This window comes from Bacillus sp. Pc3 (genome assembly GCF_000815145.1).
GTDB lineage: Bacteria > Bacillota > Bacilli > Bacillales > Bacillaceae > Bacillus > Bacillus velezensis.
The window spans coordinates 3538171-3558124 of sequence record NZ_CP010406.1 but is presented as its reverse complement, the minus strand read 5'-3'; the positions used below and the strand labels follow the sequence as shown (position 1 = coordinate 3558124).

The following is a 19954-nucleotide window of genomic DNA, read 5'->3' as shown; positions in this document are numbered from 1 at the left end:
GGAACCATTCGGCCATTTTCAGCCATCAAAAAAAGCAGGCGTATGCCTGCTCTTCTTAGCGTTTCTTTTCTTTCCGCAAATATTTTTTTTGATGCTCCCTCAAAATGTCCCCTGTCCAGCCTTTCTGCCGCAGATAAATATAAATCAGCAGGGTTGATACAATAATGAGCACGATGGAACAAATATACGCATATTTCCAATGAAGCTCCGGCATGTTATCAAAGTTCATCCCCCAGAGAGCTCCAAGCGCCGTCATCGGTGTAAAGAGAGTTGTAAAGATCGTCAAGGCTTTCACAATTTCATTTCCTCTTTGGGAGGTAATGACTTCCTCGGCGTGCAGCAGATTGCTCAGTTCCTGATCAAACTCATTGATATATGTAATTCCTCTTTCCATCTTTTGATGAGCTCTCAGGTAATCTTTCTGCCTGTCATTTTTCGGGAGAAAAGCTTCTTTTAAAGCCATTTCCACTTTTTGAGCCCCCAGTGTAAGGCCTTTCCAAATGAACAGCTCATGGCGCAGTTTATGCACATTTTCCAAGATTCCTTTGCTGTTGTCATCATGAATCTGCCATTTCAGCGTCCGCTGCTTGACTTCAAATTCATCCAGTCCGATCAGATAGGAATTCATCAGCTCTCCCAGCAGAACAAAAAAGCCTTCAATCGGATTTTCACAGGTTTGAATCTGCTGTGTGGCATGCTTTTCTTTTACACCGCGCAGCAGCGAAAAATCAAAATTAATTGTAAAAAAGAAGTCTCTCGTAATATAAAAGTGAAATACGGTATGGTTTTTTTCATCATCTAATCCTTGATGATAGATTAAAGAACCGAAAACCGCTTCATTATTCTGATCATTTGTATCTGAGCGCAGAAAGTTTATATGATTTTCATGTTCAAACCACTTTTCGCATTGCGGCCAGTGATTGTGATGGATCATTTTTTTCGCTTCTGTTTTTTCATGCGGACCGAGCTGGTACCACAGCCAGTCCGCTCCCGAATGTACCTTCATCTCTTGTCATCCTCCAGTATCGCTTTCTTGTTTTATTACCGTAAATGAAGCAGGCTAAACCAGGTTCGATGTTTGAGCAGCTTTCTACAGTGGTATTATTCCGAAAAAAGGGAGGTGCAAGCCTTCCTTCGCGGAAGGCGTTACATTGTATATCATCAAACTATCTGCCATCGTACTATTTATTTTATTAACGGCGTGTTTTGTCGCCATAGAGTTTTCAATCGTTAAAGCAAGGCGCTCCCGCATTAATCAGCTCATTGAGGAAGATGTAAAAGGAGCAAAAGCAGCCAAGCATGTCATTACACACCTCGATGAATATTTATCGGCATGCCAATTGGGCATCACCGTCACCGCTTTGGGAATCGGCTGGCTGGGTGAACCGACAGTCAAAGCGATGCTTCAGCCGTTATTTTTAAAGACCGGAGTTCACGAAGCGGTTGCCCAAGTCCTGTCATTGATCATCGCTTTTCTGCTGGTTACATATGTGAATGTCGTTATCGGCGAACTCGCCCCGAAAAGTTTTGCTATCCAAAAAGCCGAGCGGATTACACTTTTGTCTGCCAGACCGATGATTTTGTTTTATAAGTTAATGTTTCCGTTCATCTGGCTGCTCAATCATTCCGCCCGCCTGATTACAGCCATGTTCGGCTTGAAGCCTGCTTCCGAACATGAAATGGCTTATACGGAAGAGGAATTGCGGGTGCTCCTTGCCGAAAGCTATCGAAGCGGCATGATTAAAAAAAGCGAGCTGCATTACGTAAATAACATTTTTACATTTGATAAGCGCACTGCCAAAGAAATTATGGTGCCCCGGAATGAAATGGTGAGTCTGCCGTTAGACAGCGGATCGGGACATATGCTCCGGGACATTATCAAAACAAATAAATATACCCGGTATCCCGTAGTAAAAGGAGATAAAGATCATGTAGTCGGCATCATCAATATAAAAGAAGTTTTATTCAGATTCCTGTCAGAAGGAGCGGCGTTTACAAAACACGAACTCAGCCCTTACATCCAGCCGGCGATCCATGTGATTGAGACGATTCCGATTTATCAATTATTCGTTAAAATGCAGCGGGAACACGCCCATATGGCCATTCTCATTGATGAGTACGGCGGAACCGCGGGATTAGTAACGGCGGAAGACATCATTGAAGAGATCGTCGGCGAAATCCGCGACGAATTTGATACGGATGAAACACCTTCCGTTCAAAAGCTTGGGAAGAACCGCTATCTCCTGAACGCCAAATTGCTGATCAGCGACGTCAATGATGTACTCGGAACAGAGATTACGGCTGATCAAGTCGATACACTCGGGGGCTGGTTTCTTACTCAGCATATTGACGCGAAGCCCGGGAGCACCATTGATTTTGAAGGCTACACATTTACGGTAAAAGAAATCGACAGCCATCATATCATTACGATTGAAGCTGAAAAAGCTGAATAGCTGAGGGAGACATCCCTCCCGGCCATTCAGCTTTTTATCATCTTAATGATTCTTTTACGATAAATCCGTTTTTTGCCAGCGCTTTCGCCAGACTCTGCTCCGTTTTCACCTGAGAAAAATCGATGCCGAGCTTCACGACGGTCTGCGCGATTTCCGGCCTGATGCCTGAGATTGTCGTTTCTATGCCAAGAAGTTTTGTGCTGTCAATCACTTTAAAAATCTGATAAGCGACCATCGTATCCACAATCGGCACACCTGATATATCTAAAAATAAATAAGAAAGACGGAGTGAAGAACATTGGTCAAGCACCGATTCCAAAATCATTTTTGCCCGGTAGGTGTCAATTTCGCCGACGAGCGGCAAAATTCCAATACCGTCGGCAATCGGCATAATCGGCGCGCTTAGTTCGTTAATCATTTCTTTTTGGGCGTTTAATTGTGTAACCGTCACTTTATAATATTCCTCTGTAAATACTTCAATCATATGGTCAATTGCTTTGTTCAGCTTCTCTCCCCAATGGAATACCGCATTCGCCCCAGGCTTCTCAGACATTGTTTCACAGCACGTCTGTATGCGGTTCCAGACCAATCTCCGGAATTCTTTAAAGCTCGTGACGCTTTCATAGACCGGTATTTCATGGACGGCCCGGTCCCTTGCGAACTGAAGCGCCCATTTCGTCAGCTCCTCTTCCCCGCCGTCTTTTTCCGATAAAATGCCGGCAACGATTTCAATTAACAGACGGTGCTGCATTTCCGCTTTCTGATCATCTGTAGGCCGCCCCGATTTTGGTATGAGCAGCCACTGGCGTGTGATTTCACCTGATTCTTCAATTAAGGTTCGAGATAATGCTTCACTCAAATGTTTCACGGGTCTCCTCCATTCAAATTCCTTTGTATGTATAAATCGGCGCCGGACGCACATACTGTAATTACATCCGATGGGCTATAGCCAAGCGGTAAGGCAATGGACTTTGACTCCGTGATCGTTGGTTCGAATCCAGCTAGCCCAGTCCCGCAACCGCAAAAAACGAAGATTAGCTGATAAATTTTGATCAGCGGATCTTCGTTTTTCTCTTATGATACAGATTGATGTACCGTTTTTTTCTTCGTCAGCTTCATCAGTTCTCCCGGATTGTATCCGATAACGAGCTTATTGCGATCGATCAGAATCGGACGCCGCAGCAGTTTCGGCTTCTCAGTCAAAAGCTTCAGCACTTCATTTACAGTCATTTCTTCAATGTTCAGGTTGAGATTTTTAAATGTTTGACTTCTCGTCGCCAATATTTCATCAATTCCTTCAGTCGTTAATGATAAGATCTGCTTCAATTCATCAATTGTCGGTGTCTCCCTGAATAGATGGCGCTCTTGAAAGTCAACATTGTGGGCTTTTAACCAATGTTTCGTTTTTCGGCATGATGTGCAGCTCGGGTATGAATAAAAAATAAGTTCTTTCATTTTTAAAAATTCCTCCCTCGGATAATCCGTCTCTTTGTTAACATAAGTACCCTGAACTTTTTTTCATTAAACATATTTCAAAAAGATTTTTCGGATCTTTTTCAGAGAGCGGCATAAGATATAAAACACAGGGAAAGACATAAATTCCACAATAAATATAATCATGAAAATGTTTACATTTTGAGTGCCGATCTATTATAATAAACTTCAGATAGACTCTCGGGAGGGGATAAGGAATGAATCGCATGTTCCGGGTGTTAGGATTTTGGACGGGGATATTTGCAGTCATGTTTTTTTTAGGGGGCATGAAAGACGCTTCACTTTTGTTTTTTGGACAGACGATCTTTTTCGTATTTCTTTCTTATTTGAATCTGACTGAGCGGATGTATATTTATATTTTCGGAGCTTACTTAACCGTATTTTTCGCCGGATTTACATATTACTCTATTTTTATTATGACACCGGGCGGCGGAACCCACTGACAGAAAAAGACAGACCGATTATGGTCTGTCTTTTTTCATTTACAGTGAAAAACCATTGATAAACGGGTTTCGCTCCTGCTCTGTCTGAATATCCGTTTCCGGCCCGTGCCCGCTTAACACAAGTGTATGTCCGGGAAGCGTGAGCAGTTTTTGATGAATGGAATCAAGCAATACGTCCTGACTTCCGCCGTGTAAATCAGTTCGGCCGATGCCTCCCTGAAAGAGCACATCACCTGAAATCACCAGATCCGCGTCCTTCACATAATAAGAAACGCTTCCCGGTGAATGTCCCGGCGTAAACAATGTCTCCAAATGGAAAGGCCCGATGTCCAATATGCCGTCGCCTTCAATCAGCCGTTCGGCGGGCCGTGCCGTTACGGCGATGCCCCGCAATATGCCTGATCCGTTTAAGGAAGAGTCCTCCAGCCACTTTTCTTCATTTTTGTGAAGATATACGGGAACATCCCATCTGTCTCTTACTTCGTCAAGCGCGCCGATATGGTCAAAATGGGCGTGCGTCAGTAAGATGGCCAGCGGCTTCAGATTGTTTTCTTTTATGTAATTGTTGATTTTGTCCGCTTCTCCGCCCGGATCAAAAATAAGACAGGACTGATCCTCACTGACAAGAAAATACGCGTTTGCCTGAATCGGACCGGCCGGCATTCGTCTCCATTTCACTTTCATCACCTCTTTATGTATATGCCCTTATTATGAAGGTTTTCTGCGGAAGATTCAATGAATGCGGCCGGGAAAACGCTATCGACAAACAAAATGAAAACGGTTAAAATGAAATGGAAAGATTTTCAGGTTCCAATGACAAAGGAGGAGCATGATGTTACTTGTTGTAATCTTCGGCCTTGTCGCATTATTAGCTGTATTAGGAGTCCTGCGGGCTGTCAGACAGAGAAATATCCTGGGATTTTTGTTAGCCGCCGCCACGCTGGGCGTGTTTGGCTGGTTTACCGTAATGACCGTTGTAACCAGCGGCTATCCGACTGCACATTAAAAGCCTGTATCCAATGGATACAGGCTTATTTTTTATTGCTGCAAATGTTTGCTGACACTTTTGATTTTGCTCTCCAGTGTCGTTTCTTTATCACGTCTGTCATCAATGCGGATATTTGTCGCCACTCTGTGCAGCCCTTTTTGGAACGGGGCTTCGTGAATGTCCTGAATGACTGCGAATAAGTCGCTCAGCTCACCTTCAATCAAAGTGTTCATCGGCGTGAGCTGAAATTTGATTTTGCCGGCAGCTTTGTAACCCTCCAAAATGTTTTGCACATCCGCTACGTACTCACTGACGCTCGGTGTTTTTGTTCCGATCGGAATGATTGTCACATCTGCAATTGCCATTTGGTTCAAACTCCTTTTTCATTTGTTATGATTGGTTCTGTCATGCCTGTTTTCAGTGAAATCAGACGGTCATACGTAAAGCCGTATAAAGCGTATTCCCCGTTCGGAGAGATCTGAATCGGCTCCATTTCCGTGTTTTTGAGCACCGTCCGCTCCCGTTCGTCTCCTAAGTCAAAGCTGATCAGATTGTAAGAGCGGCCTTCAGGCTTAAATATGTAAAAACGCTTGTGTGTCTGATCGTAATCATATTCCATCGGCGCGAAGCTCTCATACTTTTTTTGGAGAGGAAAGCGGTGCGTCACGGATGCCGGCTTTTGGAAAAGGAACTCGCCGTCTCCGTCCGATTGATCCGTTTGTCTGACGGCAATCGTCATGCCCGGGCGGGAATCGGCCCAGATGACGTGATGAAGCACTCTTTTTTCTTTTTTCGTCTGCAAGTCATAAGAATATAAAGGACCCTCTTCCTCCGTTTTTCCTTGCTTGATATATTGGAATTCATCAGTGGAGGTCCAATGGACAAAAGGGGCCTGAACGGGACTCTTTTTTAAAATGCCATTGTTCATATCGGCCGTATAGGCAGTGAAGTCCCATGTTTCAGTAAAAACGGTAATCATCATTTGATACGGGTCATACGGATTCCAAGCCGTCTCCAGCTCATAAGAGTTAAAGGCTTTGTGATAAAGTCTTTTCCCCTGCTTGTTCATAAGCACAAGCTCAGTCTGACCGCTGCTTGTCACCTGTACGAGAATCAGCTGTTTTTTCCGGCTGATCTTTACATTGACAATATTGCCCTTTGTTTCATAGAGCCGTTCGGATTTTCCGCTGAAAAGATCATATTTCATCAGCTGATGATGTGCTGTATACAGAATCGTTCTGTTATCCAGCCATCCTTCCGTTTTCTCCGCTTCCTTTTTACTGAGCGGAACGATTTTCTGTTCTGCCGATTTTGCCGAAACGCCTGTGTCTTGCTGCTGATGAGATGGTTCACAGGCCGCTAAACACAGAACGAATGCGGACAGCAGAACACAAACCAAGTATCTCACCAGCCTTCCCTCCATTCTTTTCTATTGTCCCATATTTGTTTATGTAAACAAATGAGAAATTTCACAGATGTCTCAAAAAACAAGCGACCTCCACAAAATACCTTCCGTCGCTTGATAAATATCAGCAAACTGATGAAAAGGCAAAGGGTTTTTTCCCTTTCCGAGCTCAATGGTATAGCCCTCTTTTCCATACTGCTGTATAAACCAATCCCTAAAACCCGCATGGCTGTCAATGGTTTTAACGCCTTGATAGCGGTTTCCGCTTATCGCTTCAAACTCCCGAATCATCCGGGATGATTGCTCCGGTTCACATCCTTCGTATCCCCAATAAATCTCTTCTCCCTGCGTATGAAGCGCGATCAGCCTGTCAGGCGGCTGCTCCGTTATCAGCCGGTGCATCGCCTGCGCCTCCGGTTCAGTGAGCGGCGCCGTCCCTGGAAAATCACGGTATGAAGGGGCCTTCGGTTTGCGCCTCTGTTCAATATCCCAATTGGATGGGAAATGTTTATTTAAATCCACACCGTTTATATTCGCCTTCCATTCGCGGAAATCCGGGCGGTGCTCATTTAATTGATTAAGAAATTCATTTTTTTCTGATAAATCTTCACATCCGTAAAGTACGAGATCAACACCGTCGGGATTTACGAGCGGAACGAATGACAATGATGTCAGGCTGAATATATCAAGCGCAGAGTGCCCGAAAACGGTTTTATTTTCGCATAATGCCGCGCAATATTCTTTACACCATTTAAGCGCGACCGAGGTGGTGATCCATTCATTGGCATGAAATGAGGCATTTACATGGACTTTTCTTTCAGCCGTATCCGCACCTATTTTCAGCTCATAAAGCGGCTTTCCCAATACGGAACTGCCGATTTTACGGCACGTGACAAACGGAAAGACATCCGTTATTTTCTCAATTTCTTCATAAACCGATTGGGACCCGTACACCTTTTCTTCCTTCACCCATTGATCAGCGGAAAGAATCCTTTCACAGTGCCGGATGTATCGCGAAAGCCCGCTCAGCGTCTCAAGCGGCGGACCCTCTGACTGCCCGCTCACGGCAAAGCCGGGACACAATAAATCATCATTTTCCGCCGTTTTATCAGCGGCTTTCAACAGTTTTTCATCAATTGAAAGCACCTTTGCAATATCTTTCATATGCTGTTTCAATTCAGGTTTGACACGAATTCCCGCCATGTTCATCCCCCTTTTTTAAAAACTATATGACAGGGGAGATAAAAAAAGAAAGCCGCCCGCGATATGGGCAGGCAGACTTTCTTCAGCAGTTTTGATGTTTGAGCCATTCATTTTTGGCAATCCACGCCCCGCCGATGACTCCGGCGTCATTTCCAAGTGCCGCAATCGAAATATCCGCCGCTTCCGCAGAACGCGGGAATGCGGTGATTTTGAAAGTCTCTTCCACTTTTGACCGCAGGATTTCACCCGCTTTAGACACGCCTCCGCCGAGCACGATTTTCGTCGGATTCATGGCGCTTGCCAGATTTCCGAGCACGAGGCCTAAATGTTTTGCGACATAATCGACGACTTCAAGCGCTGTCTTATCCTGCTGTTTAGCCGCTTCGAACACGTCACGTGCCGTCAGATCATCCACTTGTAAGAGCGAAGAGTCGGAAACCGCCGCAAGCTTTTCTTTCGCGATGCGGACGATGCCGGTTGCGGACGCAATCGTTTCGATGCAGCCGGATTTTCCGCAGTTGCACGGAGCTCCTCCTTCCGGAATACTGCAAATATGACCGATTTCTCCGCCGGCCCCGTTTTTACCGTGAACGATTTCTCCGTTGACGATGATGCCTCCGCCGACTCCGGTTCCGAGCGTCACTAAAATGACATCTTTGGCCCCGTCACCTGCACCCTTCCACATTTCTCCGAGCGCCGCGATATTGGCATCGTTTTCAATGACGGCCGAAATACCCGTTTCCGCCTCAAGATGGTCTTTCAGCGGATAGTTTTTCCACCCCATATTTGTCGTCTCATAGACCATCCCCGTCGCCATTTCCACGGGTCCGGGCGCTCCCATTCCGATCCATTTTACGATCCGTTTCGGCTTGTTCAGTTCTTCCAGCTTCTGATCAAGCGCTTTGGCGATCGTGACCGTAATTGTGTTTCCTGATTTATCGGTCGGAACTTCCCATTTATGCTGAATTTCACCGTACATGTTGATGAAGGCCAGCTTGATGGTTGTCCCGCCAAGATCAATCCCCGCAAACCATGTATCTTCCATAATAATCTCCTTTTCTTATTAAAATCCTGCTGTGTTATCTGCCTTTGATCCGCTTCGATTCTCTCTGAAGAACTCCGGCGGCTTTTTGCCATACTTCTCTTTCAATCACGTTTGACAAGTACATTTCCTTTAATTCATCTTTCATAAAGTCAATTTCGGCTTGTCTGTCACCGAAATAAACGATATGTCCGAATGACTTAAACAGCTGCTGCACGTCATAAAATGAATTCATCTGCTTCACCATTTCTATTCTTCTTAGTATAAGCGTATTTCATCACTGATCCGGGCGTCAAGCAAAAAACGATTGGAGAAAATATCCTTGTATTATTTTCATAAATTGTATATTCACAATTGTAAAAAAACACTCATTTAAGCGTTTTTCTGTTACAATACTTTCGTGCCCAAAAGCACAAAAGGATTAAAGTTTGATGGGGTGTTGTTTTGAAACAAGAAAAAAGGCTGACGTTCATCTCAGCCATCAGTTTATTTGTCTTGATGTTAGCAGTCATTATGTCCTGCCTGTTTTTCTTTCATACAGAGCCGCATATGCCGCTGTTCTTTTGCGTCATTATTCTGTCTCTGGCAGGTTTGTGGCTCGGTTTCTCGTGGGAGAGTCTTGAAAAAGGAATTGTCAGCGGATTGAAAAACGGTGTGCAGCCGATTATCGTACTGGCTTTGATCGGTATGCTGATCGGCGCCTGGATGTACAGCGGCGCCATTCCCACCGTCACCGTTTACGCTTTGTCAATTATACAGCCGAGTCAGCTGCTTTTGACCGCATTATTTTCCTGCATGATTATCAGCACGCTTGTCGGCTCAAGTCTGACAACTGTCAGTACAATCGGCGTCGCGCTGTTAGGGGTAGCAAGCGCGGCGGGAGTTCCGCTCGAATGGACGGCGGGAGCAGTCATTTGCGGGGCTTGTTTCGGTGATAAAATGTCACCGATGTCCGACACGACGAATTTTGCCGCCGGAATCGGCGAAATTCCGATTTTTAAGCATATTCGCCATATGATGGGCACTACCGTTCCGGCACTGCTGATCACGATTGTTCTTTTTTATATTCTCGGTTCATCGGTTTCAATAAATGCCGCTTCAACGCAAAATATTGAGGCGGTCATTTCCGGAATAAAAGAGGCCGTGCACGTTACGCCTTGGTCGCTTCTTTCACCTCTGTTGGTGATCATTTTAGCTGTGAGACGGGTTTCCGTGATTCCGGTGCTTACCGCCGGTATTATTTCCGCAGGGCTTCTGACTGCTGTTTTTATTCCTGACAGCAGCATTCAAGGATTTATATCCGCCCTGCAAAGCGGGACGGCGTTTAAAACCGGCGACCAGGCTGTGGCCAGCATTATCAACAGAGGCGGGCTCCAATCGATGATGGGATCAGTCTCTCTGATCATGATCGCCTTTGCGCTCGGCGGCCTGATGGAAAAAACGGGCCTGATCGCGGCGCTGCTTCAAGGATTGATAAAAGGCGTGCATACGAAAGGACGTCTTGTCATGGCGACCGTCTTCTCAAGTATAGGCGTAAACCTTGCGACAGGTGAGCAGTATTTGTCGATCTTAATTCCGGGTCAATCTTATAAACCTTTATATGACAAGCTCAGCATTAAGCGGATTCACCTTGCGCGGTCGCTTGAGGACGGCGGAACATTGATCAACCCGCTGATTCCCTGGGGAGTAAGCGGCGCTTTTATGGCAAGCGCATTAGGGGTTTCCGTCATCGACTACCTGCCGTTTACCTTTTTCCTGTACATTTCTCCTATGATCTCAATTCTGCTCGGTTTCCTGAAAAAAAGCTGACAATACGAGAAAACCTGCCGTTTTTTACCGGCAGGTTTTCTTATGCAAAAAATCCCGCTGAAAAACGGGATTTGTTTAAAATGCCTGCTGAATGAATTTGTTTCTGATAAACGGTATTTTTAAAAAGAAATGAATGAATGACCGTCTGATCCCCGGCTGGCTGAGCACGCTGTTCATCAGACGGTAGCGGTTTTGGTAAACGGCTAAAACAGATACGGCGCATAATGAGTAGATCAACAATTTTTTCATCTTATCCCTCCTGCCCCTATCGTTTGTCAAACAGCGAGAATTATTCCGGTGCAAGAAGTTTTTTATGCGATTAAGCGATGGTTTCAGATTCAGTCACGATCTTATCGACCGGAATATCGTGGGGCATGCGGGGAATGCGGTCTGTCAGCTGGCAGTCAAAGAGAAGCGACACGGTACGGCCTTTATAACCGGAGAGGTACCGATCATAATATCCTCCGCCGTATCCGATTCTGAAGCCTTCCCGGTCAAAAGCCACACCGGGCACAATCACAAGGTCAATGTCTTTTTGGGCGGCTTTTTCCGTCTGGCTCTCGATCGGTTCACTGAGGCCCGCATATACGGTTTCCAGCTGATCATACGCAGAAAATGTACGGAACTCCATCGCTCCCGTCCGCGGAAAGCATTTTGGGATACAGACTTGTTTTTTCTCTTTCCAGGCCTGTTCAATAATCGGCCGTGTCGGAATTTCCAGGCGTGTCGAGATGGTAACGGCGATCACGCGGGCCTGTTTCCATTCTTTTAAAGAAAACAGCGTTTCACGCATGCTGCGGCATTTTTTCTCCCATTCACTTTCTGTCATGTCAGAAAGCTTTGCTTTGATAGCGGTTCTGATTTGTGCTTTCACGTTTCTCAAACCTCCCTGAAAGACAAAAAAGCCAGAACTTTATTGAAAGCTCCAGCTTTTTCCGCTGTTTTAAACAGCTTATTTTGTTTCACGGTGTAACGTAGATTTTTTATCACGTGGGCAATATTTTTTAAATTCAACGCGGTCCGGATTGTTGCGTTTGTTCTTTTTAGAAATATAGTTACGCTCACCACATTCAGTGCAAGCCAAAGTAATATTAACGCGCATTATTTTCCCTCCAAACTAAATATCATTTACTTATTCAGACTTATATATAATACCACTATAATGGACGGAATGCTAGAGTGATTTACATGAAATGTTGTTTAAGTGCAGAAAACATCAGTTTATGCTTCTGATCCTCTGAATGAGCTTGCGCCTGGTGAAGGGAAAATATGACGAAACAGGACAAAAAAGGACTTTCTGATGCGAAATCTATAGAGAAATAACCGTTTGCTCCCCGAATAAAAAAGATTTCCCGACAAAATTCCGTTTTTTTCTCTATTTCCTTTAGAATGGCGGCGTTTTATGGTATAAAAAAGAAGGGCAAATTAATAATAGAAGGTGATGAAACGTGGAAATTGCTATTATTGCGTTGTTTATCGTCAGTATAGCGCTTATTGCATTCTCATATTCTCAAAGAGATCCGATGAAAGACGTGGAACAGGAGCTTGAAACGCTTCAGCTTTCCGCCATGCAGGAAATTTACAAGCTGAAAAAGAAAATGACGGTGCTTGAAGAAGAATTGCTGGAAACCAACCTCGTGATCCGCAAAGCCAAAAGCAGCGGCATTAACCAAAAAATCGCCAAACAAATCATTTCAAAATATAACAACGGAATGTCTGCGGAAGCCATCGCAAAAGCGGAGCACGTGTCTGTCGAGGACGTCAATACCATTATTAAAGATAATGAGAAGGTGCTCGTATGACAAAACGGGGCATTCAGGCTTTTGCAGCAGGCATGATTTTAGCGACGGCCGTTCTCGCCGCTGTCTTCTATTTGACTGACCATGACCAGGCAGCCGCCGTTAAAACCGAAAAAACAGCATTGACAGAAAAAGAAGTAAACAGCTACCTCGACGATCAGCAAAAAGTCTCCGTCAACCGGGATGACTATCAAAAACTGCTTGATTCTAAAGAAAAATCGTTAAACAACGACCAAAACACAGACGCCAAAAAGAAAAAAGTAACATACAAACTGACGATTAAAGACGGAATGAGCACTGCTGATGTGTCATCCATTCTTGAAAAAGAAGGGATTATTCCTTCAGCGAAGGACTTTAATGATTACGTCATTGACGCAGGCTACCATAAAGAAATCCGCGCCGGCCATTTCAAAGTCGACTCAGATATGAGCTTTAAAAAAATCGTCAAAACATTAACCCGCTAAAAAAGCTTGCAGGCATCGTCCATTCAGATGGATACGGCCGGCAGGCTTTTTTAATAAGGAGTATAAAACGGACCCGGTCAATGGCCGGGCCCGTTTTTTTCATCCGAATTTTCCGGTGATATAATCATGTGTTTTTTGATGATCCGGCTGAGAAAATATTTTGCCCGTATCCCCCCATTCTACCAGTTCGCCCATATAGAAAAACGCGGTTTGATCAGAGACCCTCGCAGCCTGCTGCATGTTGTGCGTCACAATGACGATTGTATACTTTTCTTTCAATGTCAAAATCAGCTCTTCTATTTTCCGCGTGGATACGGGGTCGAGAGCGGACGTCGGTTCATCCATCAGAAGGACGTCCGGTTTTGTGGCGAGCGCCCTTGCGATGCACAGCCGCTGCTGCTGACCGCCTGACAGTGAAAGCGCCTGCTGGTGAAGGCGATCTTTCACTTCATCCCAGAGCGCAGCTGCCTTTAAAGATTCCTCGGCGATTTCAAGCAGTTTCTTTTTATTTTTTTCGCCGTGAATTCTCGGACCGTACACGACATTCTCAAATATCGACTGCGGAAACGGATTGCCTTTTTGAAACACCATACCGATCTGTTTTCTTAATTCTGCCGCATCCGTCTTTTCTTTCAGCAGATTGCGCCCGTTATAGATCATGTCGCCTGTCACTTTGACATTCGGGGCCATTTGCAGCATTAAGTTTAATGTTTTAATAAAAGTGGATTTCCCGCAGCCGGACGGACCGATGATCGCAGTTACCTTCCGCTCCTCAAAACCGATCGTAATGTCTTTTAAAGCCTGGTGGGCTCCGTACCATACGTTCATGCCGTGAATATCAAATAAATTCTGTGTGTGCACCGCTTCCTTCACAAGGCTCACAGTCCTTCCCCCTATCCGAACTTTCCGTTAATGTAGTCATCTGTCTTTTGCGCTTTAGGACTCGTGAAAATTTGTTCTGTCTGCCCGTATTCCACCACTTCCCCGTTTAAAAAGAAAGCCGTTCGGTCAGACACCCTAAGTGCCTGCTGCATGTTATGCGTAACGATAATAATCGAATAATCTTTTTTCAGTTCTGTCAAAAGCGTCTCGATTCTGGCGTTTGAAATAGGGTCCAGAGCTGAGGCCGGTTCATCTAAAAGTAGCACGGCAGGTTTCATCGCAAGCGTACGGGCGATACAAAGACGCTGCTGCTGGCCGCCTGATAACGAAAGAGCCGATGAATGAAGCCGGTCTTTGACTTCATCCCAAAGCGCCGCCTTCGTTAAGCTTTCCTCGACCGCATCATCCAAAACGGCTTTCCTGCGTTCCCCCGCATACTTCAGCGCATGTGTGATGTTATTGTAAATGGATTTCGGGAACGGATTCGGTTTTTGAAACACCATACCGATCTCCCGTCTGAGAGACACGACATTAATCGCTTCCCCCAAAATATTCAGCCCTTCATAAAGGATCTCTCCCTCGCTTCTTGCAAAAGGAATGGCATCGTTCATTCTGTTAATCTGTCTCAAAAATGTTGATTTCCCGCAGCCGGAGGGACCGATCAGAGCCGTCACCGCATGTTTTTCAATATCCATGTTTACATCTTTAACCGCTTGTTTGTCACCGTAATAAATTGATAAATGCTTCACTTCCAAAATTGAAGACTCCGGCGAACGCTTTGTCTGTTCCGCTTGTTCCCTGATGATGTGATCAATCATGTTTTCGCCTCTTTCCGATTAATTTGCCGTAAGCTTTTTATAAATGACAGATCCGAGCCATCTTGCACAAAGGTTAAACAAGAGCACCGAAATCACCAGCACCGCCGAGCCGCCGTTTGCAATCGCTTCGGCGTCAGGGATGATTCCCTGCGTATTGACACTCCATATATGAACCGCCAGCGTCTCAGCCGGCCTGAAAATGTTGAAAGGAGATGATTCAGAAAACGGGTTCAAATCCGTAAAGTTCAGCCGCGGCGTTGTCAGTCCCGCTGTAAATAACAATGCGGCCGCTTCTCCGAATACTCTTCCGGATGCGAGAATGGCACCGGTTAAAATCGAAGGAATCGCACTCGGAATCAGCACCGTTTTGACGGTATGCCATCTCGATACGCCTAAAGCGAGAGAAGCTTCTTTCAGCTCCTTAGGAACTGCAGTGAGCGCACCTTCCGTCACCCGGACCATAACGGGAAGGTTAAAAACCGTTAATGCGAGCGCGCCCCCGATAATCGTGTAGCCCCATCCGGTCAGGTTTACAAACATCAGCATGCCGAACATCCCGATGACAATGGACGGAAGCGAAGACAGAACCTCAATACACGTTCTGATAAAATCAGTGATTTTATTTTGGGGCGCATATTCAGCCATAAAGACGCCGCCCCCCACACCAAGCGGTATCGTGATCAGCATGGTGATAAACAGAATGTAAAAGGAGTTAAAAAGCTGATCCCGTATTCCGCCGCCTGACGCAATGGCGCTCGATTTTGACGTAAGAAAATGCAAGGAGATTTCAGAGACGCCGTGAATAAGAATGTACAAAAACAATCCTGCCAAAATCGCCGCAATTACAGCGGCGCATAACCCGAATACACCGGTGGCCAATTTATCCGTTATTTTCCGGTTCATTACACTTTCCTCCTAGACGACAAGTAGCGTATGAGCAATATAAACAGAAACGACATGATGAGTAGAACAAGCCCCATAGACCATAACGTATTATTTTCAATACTGCCGTATGTGGTATGGCCCATGTTTAACGTAATAATCGTCGTTAATGTTCCCGCCGTATCAAGCAGGCTTTCCGGCAGAAGCTTTGTATTTCCGATAACCATCTGTACGGCTAGTGCTTCTCCGAACGCTCTTGCCATCCCGAGCACGACAGCGGTCAGCAATGTCGGAAACGCCGCCGGGATAAGCACCTTTCTGATTGTCTGCCACCTCGTCGCACCAAGCGCGTATGAACCGTCGCGAAGGTGTTTCGGAAGTGACGCTAGCGCATCAGCGGAAATCGATGTAACAGTCGGCAGAATCATCACCGAAAGTACAATCGTCCCCGCCAGAAGGCTGTGACCCGTTCCGCTTGATTTAAAAGAGCCGATAAACGGAACCAATACTGTAAGACCTATGAATCCATAAACGACGGACGGAATGCCGACAAGCAGCTCAATTACCGGCTGCAGCACCTTTTTTCCCCAAGTCGGCGCAATTTCCGTCATAAACACGGCACCCGCAATACCGAGGGGCGCTGCGATCAGAGCGGACAGAACCGTGACCGCAAATGATCCGAAAATAAAAGGCAGCGCGCCGAACTCAGGTTTTGCCTGGGTTGGATTCCAATTCAGACTTGTTAAGAACTCAATCGGGCTTACACCATTTACAAAAAAAGATTGCAGCCCCTTTATGCCGAGAAAAATTGTGATCGCCGCTGATGCCGCAATGATAATCGCGGCACACACAGACACAATCACCCTTCCGCGGACTTCATCCATTTGCCTGTTTTGTTTTGAGCTTATTAAGCGTTCGCTTACATACTCTTTTTCTCTGTGATTTATCATTTGTTTACACTCCTATAAAGAAGAAGAGGCGGGGAGCCCGCCCTCCCCTCAGCTTTGCTTGCCGTTTGCGTCACGTGTGACTTTCATATCAGAGATCGGAATGTAGCCTTGATCTTTTACGATACTTTTCTGTACTTCATCGCTGTTCATATAGTCAAGAAACATTTTTGTAAGGCCTGACGCTTCACCTTTCGTATAAGAGTGCTCGTAAGCCCAAATCGGATACTCGCCTGTGACGACGTTTTTCTCTTCCGGTTTGATGCCTCCGATCGATAAAGGCGTTACTTTGTCATCGTTTATATAAGAGAATGCCAGATAACCGATAGCTCCCGGCGTTTCCGCAATGATTTTTTTGACTGTATTGGAGGAATCCTCTGTGATGCCCTCAGCAGGATCTGCTCCGTCAAGCGCGTATTTGACGAACGTAGCGCGTGTTCCTGATGAATCAGGACGGTTCACGAGTGTAATTTTTTGATCTTTACCGCCAAGCTCTTTCCAGTTTTTAATTTTTCCTGTAAAGACGTCTGTCAGCTGTTTTTTGGTTATATCCTTTACGCCCGCACCGGGGTTGACCGCAGCCGCCATCGCCACTACCGCTACTCGGTGGTCTTTTAGGGCTTTCGCATCAATGCCTTCTTTTTCTTCAGCAAAGACATCTGAGTTGCCGATTTGCACTGCCCCTTCAGACACTTGCGAAAGACCTGTTCCTGAACCCCCCGCTTGCACCTGCACATCAGCATCCGGATGTTTTTCCATAAACTTTTCCGCCGCTGCCAGTACTAACGGCTGCATGGCTGATGAACCAGAAATGGTTAAAGAACCTGATGCTTTTTTATCCTCACTTGCAGATTGACTGTCTGTCTTGCCGCTTTCCTTTGCATTTCCGCATGCTGCAGCAACAATCATAACAGCAGCCATCAGAAGCATAAGCATCCATTTGTTTTTTTTCATTTCCTGAATTCCCCCTGCATTTAATGTGTAATTTGTCCTACAGGTCTAGAGTAAAGGGTTCTTGTAAAATGCGTATAAATCAAGTGTTAAGGTTTTGTAAATCCGGATGTTTTTTTGTATAAAAAAAACGCTCACAGGTTGTGAGCGTTTTTCTGTTAGTGATTTGTATTGCCGTTTTCAGCGTCTTCCTGAATTTTATCTTCGTTTTTCTGCTTCGTATTATTATCTTCTTGTTTCTTTTTCAGCTCAAAGTATTTGTCCAGAGCTGCTTCCCCGATGTCATTAGTTATTGAATACCTGTCATTGTAATTTTCATAAGCCCATGGAACCACTACCGAAATAGCAACTTCAGGATGATCTGCAGGAGCATAAGCCACCAAAGTTGTGTTATAAGTAGAAGCACCAGTTCTTGATTTTATAGGTCCATCATAGAAAGCTTGTGCTGTTCCGGTTTTACCGGCTGGGTGATAACTTTTATTAGCAAAATTTGCTCTCGCAGTCCCTTGAGCTCCATTCATAACAAGTTTAAAACCTTGCTGAACACGTTTAATTTCACTTTCCGTCATATCAAGACGGTTCATCACTTCCGGATTAACAGATTCAACGACGGCCCCGATACCTTTTTTTGAAGGTTTTCTTACTTCTTTCACGACTTGGGGCTTCATACGATAGCCGCCATTAGCAATGGTCGATACATACTGAGCCATTTGAAGCGGAGTGTATGTGTCATATTGGCCGATCGCAAAATCAAGCAAGAAACCTGACTGTCTTTTAGTTCCCACATATCCTGTAGCTTCGTTAGGCAGATCAATTCCTGTTTTTACCCCTAAACCGAATTCACTGAAGTAATAACGAAATTTATCAAATGCGCTGTAATCAAGCGGAAGTGAATGTCCTGATATATATTTACCCTTACCAATTGCAATCGCAGTTTTGAACATATAAACGTTAGATGAACGCTCAAGTGCAGTTAAATCATTTATCGGCCCCATTACACTTACCGATTTTTTAGGAGGGGAGCCTTTAATATTTAAAACTTCATCCGTAAATATATTTCCGATTTTAATAGCACCTGTTTGATAACCTGTTAACAATGTTGCCCCTTTTACAGCTGAGCCCATGTTATAAGAGGAAGTCATTGTTCCTAGTGCATAATCATCAATTTTATATTTGCCGCCTGCTTGTTTAATCTGTTTACCCGCCATTGTAAGCACTTCTCCATTACGGGGATCCATCATTACGACAAATGCTCTGTCAAGCAACTGTGTACTCGGTCTTGCCTTTGCAGCCCTTAAATTTTTCTCAATAATTTTTTCAACGTCTTTTTGCAATTCGGTATCTATAGTGAGCACTAAATCATCCCCAGCTTTACCTTTTGAAACCGTTTCTGTATCTGTTACGTTTCCAGAGGAATCTGTCACATTTCTCACTTTCTCTTTTTGGCCCTGCAGCAGATTTTCATATTGATACTCTAAATAACTTTTTCCTACTCTGTCATTCCTGCTGTAGCCGAGTGACAAATAATGCTCAAGAAGATTTGAAGGGAGTCCCTCATTGGAGCTCGAGACACTGCCGAGAACTGATTTTAACAACCCTTTATTTGGATAAGACCGTTCCCAGTCAGACGTCACGTCAACTCCCGGCAGTTCATCCAAATGTTCGCTGACGACGGCCATTTCTTTTGCCGACACCCCTTCATTTTTGATGTATTGAGGCGTCAGTGAGTAGCCTGAATCCATCTGCCTTTTGATCGCAAGGATCTGCATGTCTTTTGAAGTGAGCTCATTCAGCTGTTTGTCTGTGATGCGTTTCAGCTGAAGCTGATATAAATCATCTTCAGACAGTTTTTTGTCTTCAGCTTTTTGCTTTTCTTCGGCCGTAATCAGTTTTTTCGCTTCATCAGGCCTGGTTAACATCCAATAGTCTTTTTTATCCCGCTCAGTCACCTTTTTGGTGCTTACCTTAATCATACCCGACAGTTTTTTTGCGATTTTTAAACGCTGCGCCTGGGTGGTTGAGGCTGAACGTGTATATGTAATCGCATTTAATGCTTTATTCGTTACGATGGGATTTAGGTTCCGGTCGTATATTTTCCCTCTCGGAACCGCCGTGCTGACATCAGACTCCTCCTGCTTATTAGCGGCGTTTTTATAATCATCACCCTGAACGATCTGCTTGATGCCAAGCTCGACGATAATCCAAGTGAAAATAAGAAACGCGGCCAAAAACAAAAAATTAAGCCGGATCGGCAGTGATTTTTTCTTTTCTTTGTTTACAGCTATTTTCTTTTTATTTCTCCTCATGACATCACCTTTTCTTATTTACAGAAAGAAATGACACCTTCTGTTCAGGTGCCATTTTTCATTCTAAA

The 19954-nt window shown here is 44.9% G+C and carries 24 protein-coding genes and 1 tRNA gene; 7 read left to right on the top strand and 18 right to left on the bottom strand.

The window, feature by feature from the left end; genetic code table 11:
* Positions 1 to 55 precede the first annotated feature (55 nt).
* Positions 56 to 1006: a magnesium transporter CorA family protein gene (locus SB24_RS17190; protein WP_015417820.1), complete on the bottom strand. Its 951-nt coding sequence runs from the start codon at positions 1004 to 1006 to the stop codon at positions 56 to 58.
* A 145-nt stretch (positions 1007 to 1151) separates the two neighbouring features.
* Between SB24_RS17190 and SB24_RS17185 the strand changes: the two genes are divergently transcribed.
* Complete coding sequence (locus SB24_RS17185) at positions 1152 to 2453, top strand: hemolysin family protein (RefSeq protein WP_012117986.1); 1302 nt, start codon at positions 1152 to 1154, stop codon at positions 2451 to 2453.
* 37 nt (positions 2454 to 2490) lie between these two features.
* Here the strand turns inward: SB24_RS17185 and SB24_RS17180 are convergent, their stop codons facing one another.
* Positions 2491 to 3321: an STAS domain-containing protein gene (locus SB24_RS17180; protein WP_039254482.1), complete on the bottom strand. Its 831-nt coding sequence runs from the start codon at positions 3319 to 3321 to the stop codon at positions 2491 to 2493.
* A gap of 71 nt (positions 3322 to 3392) precedes the next feature.
* Here SB24_RS17180 and SB24_RS17175 point away from each other — a divergent pair.
* A tRNA-Gln gene (locus SB24_RS17175) sits at positions 3393 to 3463 on the top strand.
* Between the two features lie 64 nt (positions 3464 to 3527).
* On the opposite strand, the gene SB24_RS17170 is transcribed toward SB24_RS17175, so the two are convergent.
* The gene (locus SB24_RS17170) at positions 3528 to 3908 is read right to left on the bottom strand and encodes a Spx/MgsR family RNA polymerase-binding regulatory protein (protein WP_003153079.1); all 381 of its coding nucleotides are present in this window, start codon (positions 3906 to 3908) and stop codon (positions 3528 to 3530) included.
* Positions 3909 to 4144: 236 nt separating this feature from the next.
* On the opposite strand from SB24_RS17170, the gene SB24_RS17165 reads away from it, so the two are divergent.
* Entirely contained in the window at positions 4145 to 4390 is a 246-nt protein-coding gene (locus SB24_RS17165; RefSeq protein ID WP_003153078.1) for a DUF2626 domain-containing protein, read from the top strand.
* A 39-nt stretch (positions 4391 to 4429) separates the two neighbouring features.
* Here SB24_RS17165 and SB24_RS17160 read toward each other — a convergent pair whose 3' ends face one another.
* On the bottom strand, positions 4430 to 5068 hold the full coding sequence (locus tag SB24_RS17160; RefSeq protein WP_003153077.1) for an MBL fold metallo-hydrolase: 639 nt from the start codon (positions 5066 to 5068) through the stop codon (positions 4430 to 4432).
* A gap of 154 nt (positions 5069 to 5222) precedes the next feature.
* On the opposite strand from SB24_RS17160, the gene SB24_RS19790 reads away from it, so the two are divergent.
* Positions 5223 to 5396: a DUF2759 domain-containing protein gene (locus SB24_RS19790; RefSeq protein WP_003153076.1), complete on the top strand. Its 174-nt coding sequence runs from the start codon at positions 5223 to 5225 to the stop codon at positions 5394 to 5396.
* 32 nt (positions 5397 to 5428) lie between these two features.
* Here SB24_RS19790 and SB24_RS17150 read toward each other — a convergent pair whose 3' ends face one another.
* From SB24_RS17150 to SB24_RS17130, 5 genes are all read right to left on the bottom strand, one after another.
* Positions 5429 to 5743 (bottom strand): MTH1187 family thiamine-binding protein, encoded by a 315-nt coding sequence (locus SB24_RS17150; RefSeq protein WP_003153073.1) that lies wholly within the window; start codon positions 5741 to 5743, stop codon positions 5429 to 5431.
* A gap of 5 nt (positions 5744 to 5748) precedes the next feature.
* Positions 5749 to 6786: a YqgU-like beta propeller domain-containing protein gene (locus tag SB24_RS17145; protein WP_039254477.1), complete on the bottom strand. Its 1038-nt coding sequence runs from the start codon at positions 6784 to 6786 to the stop codon at positions 5749 to 5751.
* 72 nt (positions 6787 to 6858) lie between these two features.
* The gene (locus tag SB24_RS17140) at positions 6859 to 7986 is read right to left on the bottom strand and encodes a M14 family metallopeptidase (RefSeq protein ID WP_015417824.1); all 1128 of its coding nucleotides are present in this window, start codon (positions 7984 to 7986) and stop codon (positions 6859 to 6861) included.
* Positions 7987 to 8068: 82 nt separating this feature from the next.
* Complete coding sequence (gene glcK / locus SB24_RS17135) at positions 8069 to 9031, bottom strand: glucose kinase GlcK (protein ID WP_015417825.1); 963 nt, start codon at positions 9029 to 9031, stop codon at positions 8069 to 8071.
* A gap of 34 nt (positions 9032 to 9065) precedes the next feature.
* Complete coding sequence (locus SB24_RS17130) at positions 9066 to 9275, bottom strand: YqgQ family protein (protein ID WP_039254473.1); 210 nt, start codon at positions 9273 to 9275, stop codon at positions 9066 to 9068.
* A 251-nt stretch (positions 9276 to 9526) separates the two neighbouring features.
* Between SB24_RS17130 and nhaC the strand changes: the two genes are divergently transcribed.
* Positions 9527 to 10837: a Na+/H+ antiporter NhaC gene (gene nhaC / locus SB24_RS17125; RefSeq protein ID WP_052250244.1), complete on the top strand. Its 1311-nt coding sequence runs from the start codon at positions 9527 to 9529 to the stop codon at positions 10835 to 10837.
* Positions 10838 to 10912: 75 nt separating this feature from the next.
* Here the strand turns inward: nhaC and SB24_RS20050 are convergent, their stop codons facing one another.
* The 3 genes from SB24_RS20050 to rpmG all read right to left on the bottom strand — a co-directional run bounded on the left by SB24_RS20050 (position 10913) and on the right by rpmG (position 11939).
* Positions 10913 to 11086, bottom strand: coding sequence for a hypothetical protein (locus tag SB24_RS20050; protein ID WP_007408311.1), 174 nt, complete (start codon positions 11084 to 11086; stop codon positions 10913 to 10915).
* Positions 11087 to 11156: 70 nt separating this feature from the next.
* Entirely contained in the window at positions 11157 to 11711 is a 555-nt protein-coding gene (locus SB24_RS17120) for a 5-formyltetrahydrofolate cyclo-ligase (RefSeq protein WP_033574145.1), read from the bottom strand.
* A 78-nt stretch (positions 11712 to 11789) separates the two neighbouring features.
* Entirely contained in the window at positions 11790 to 11939 is a 150-nt protein-coding gene (rpmG, locus tag SB24_RS19785; protein ID WP_003153056.1) for a 50S ribosomal protein L33, read from the bottom strand.
* A 346-nt stretch (positions 11940 to 12285) separates the two neighbouring features.
* Between rpmG and SB24_RS17115 the strand changes: the two genes are divergently transcribed.
* Together SB24_RS17115 and SB24_RS17110 are read left to right on the top strand one after the other, a co-directional pair.
* A complete protein-coding gene (locus SB24_RS17115; protein WP_003153047.1) occupies positions 12286 to 12639 on the top strand; it encodes a hypothetical protein in 354 nt (117 codons plus the stop codon).
* On the top strand, positions 12636 to 13100 hold the full coding sequence (locus SB24_RS17110; RefSeq protein ID WP_007408308.1) for an endolytic transglycosylase MltG: 465 nt from the start codon (positions 12636 to 12638) through the stop codon (positions 13098 to 13100). The genes SB24_RS17115 and SB24_RS17110 overlap by 4 nt, the downstream gene beginning before the upstream one ends.
* Positions 13101 to 13199: 99 nt before the next feature.
* Here SB24_RS17110 and pstB (SB24_RS17105) read toward each other — a convergent pair whose 3' ends face one another.
* The 6 genes from pstB (SB24_RS17105) to SB24_RS17080 all read right to left on the bottom strand — a co-directional run bounded on the left by pstB (SB24_RS17105) (position 13200) and on the right by SB24_RS17080 (position 19886).
* On the bottom strand, positions 13200 to 13982 hold the full coding sequence (pstB, locus tag SB24_RS17105; protein WP_003153040.1) for a phosphate ABC transporter ATP-binding protein PstB: 783 nt from the start codon (positions 13980 to 13982) through the stop codon (positions 13200 to 13202).
* Between the two features lie 11 nt (positions 13983 to 13993).
* Positions 13994 to 14800 carry a phosphate ABC transporter ATP-binding protein PstB gene (gene pstB / locus SB24_RS17100; RefSeq protein WP_007408307.1) on the bottom strand — a complete coding sequence of 269 codons (807 nt, stop codon included), beginning with the start codon at positions 14798 to 14800 and terminating at the stop codon, positions 13994 to 13996.
* 18 nt (positions 14801 to 14818) lie between these two features.
* Entirely contained in the window at positions 14819 to 15703 is an 885-nt protein-coding gene (pstA, locus tag SB24_RS17095; protein WP_007408306.1) for a phosphate ABC transporter permease PstA, read from the bottom strand.
* Positions 15703 to 16632: a phosphate ABC transporter permease subunit PstC gene (gene pstC / locus SB24_RS17090; RefSeq protein WP_039254462.1), complete on the bottom strand. Its 930-nt coding sequence runs from the start codon at positions 16630 to 16632 to the stop codon at positions 15703 to 15705. Before pstC ends, pstA begins: the two co-directional genes overlap by 1 nt.
* Before the next feature lie 48 nt (positions 16633 to 16680).
* Positions 16681 to 17583 carry a phosphate ABC transporter substrate-binding protein gene (locus SB24_RS17085; RefSeq protein WP_039254459.1) on the bottom strand — a complete coding sequence of 301 codons (903 nt, stop codon included), beginning with the start codon at positions 17581 to 17583 and terminating at the stop codon, positions 16681 to 16683.
* 155 nt (positions 17584 to 17738) lie between these two features.
* Positions 17739 to 19886, bottom strand: coding sequence for a peptidoglycan D,D-transpeptidase FtsI family protein (locus tag SB24_RS17080; RefSeq protein WP_039254457.1), 2148 nt, complete (start codon positions 19884 to 19886; stop codon positions 17739 to 17741).
* Between the last annotated feature and the right edge of the window lie 68 nt (positions 19887 to 19954).

Bases quoted from the DNA above. Each gene is read 5' to 3' on its own strand.
- SB24_RS17190 (WP_015417820.1), bottom strand. From the start codon at position 1,006: ATGAAGGTACATTCGGGAGCGGACTGGCTGTGGTACCAGCTCGGTCCG.
- SB24_RS20050 (WP_007408311.1), bottom strand. From the start codon at position 11,086: ATGAAAAAATTGTTGATCTACTCATTATGCGCCGTATCTGTTTTAGCC.
- SB24_RS17140 (WP_015417824.1), bottom strand. From the start codon at position 7,986: ATGGCGGGAATTCGTGTCAAACCTGAATTGAAACAGCATATGAAAGAT.
- glcK (WP_015417825.1), bottom strand. From the start codon at position 9,031: ATGGAAGATACATGGTTTGCGGGGATTGATCTTGGCGGGACAACCATC.
- pstB (WP_007408307.1), bottom strand. From the start codon at position 14,800: ATGATTGATCACATCATCAGGGAACAAGCGGAACAGACAAAGCGTTCG.
- pstC (WP_039254462.1), bottom strand. From the start codon at position 16,632: ATGATAAATCACAGAGAAAAAGAGTATGTAAGCGAACGCTTAATAAGC.
- SB24_RS17110 (WP_007408308.1), top strand. From the start codon at position 12,636: ATGACAAAACGGGGCATTCAGGCTTTTGCAGCAGGCATGATTTTAGCG.
- SB24_RS17150 (WP_003153073.1), bottom strand. From the start codon at position 5,743: ATGGCAATTGCAGATGTGACAATCATTCCGATCGGAACAAAAACACCG.
- rpmG (WP_003153056.1), bottom strand. From the start codon at position 11,939: ATGCGCGTTAATATTACTTTGGCTTGCACTGAATGTGGTGAGCGTAAC.
- SB24_RS17170 (WP_003153079.1), bottom strand. From the start codon at position 3,908: ATGAAAGAACTTATTTTTTATTCATACCCGAGCTGCACATCATGCCGA.
- SB24_RS17085 (WP_039254459.1), bottom strand. From the start codon at position 17,583: ATGAAAAAAAACAAATGGATGCTTATGCTTCTGATGGCTGCTGTTATG.
- SB24_RS17080 (WP_039254457.1), bottom strand. From the start codon at position 19,886: ATGAGGAGAAATAAAAAGAAAATAGCTGTAAACAAAGAAAAGAAAAAA.
- SB24_RS19790 (WP_003153076.1), top strand. From the start codon at position 5,223: ATGTTACTTGTTGTAATCTTCGGCCTTGTCGCATTATTAGCTGTATTA.
- pstA (WP_007408306.1), bottom strand. From the start codon at position 15,703: ATGAACCGGAAAATAACGGATAAATTGGCCACCGGTGTATTCGGGTTA.
- SB24_RS17165 (WP_003153078.1), top strand. From the start codon at position 4,145: ATGAATCGCATGTTCCGGGTGTTAGGATTTTGGACGGGGATATTTGCA.
- nhaC (WP_052250244.1), top strand. From the start codon at position 9,527: ATGTTAGCAGTCATTATGTCCTGCCTGTTTTTCTTTCATACAGAGCCG.
- SB24_RS17130 (WP_039254473.1), bottom strand. From the start codon at position 9,275: ATGGTGAAGCAGATGAATTCATTTTATGACGTGCAGCAGCTGTTTAAG.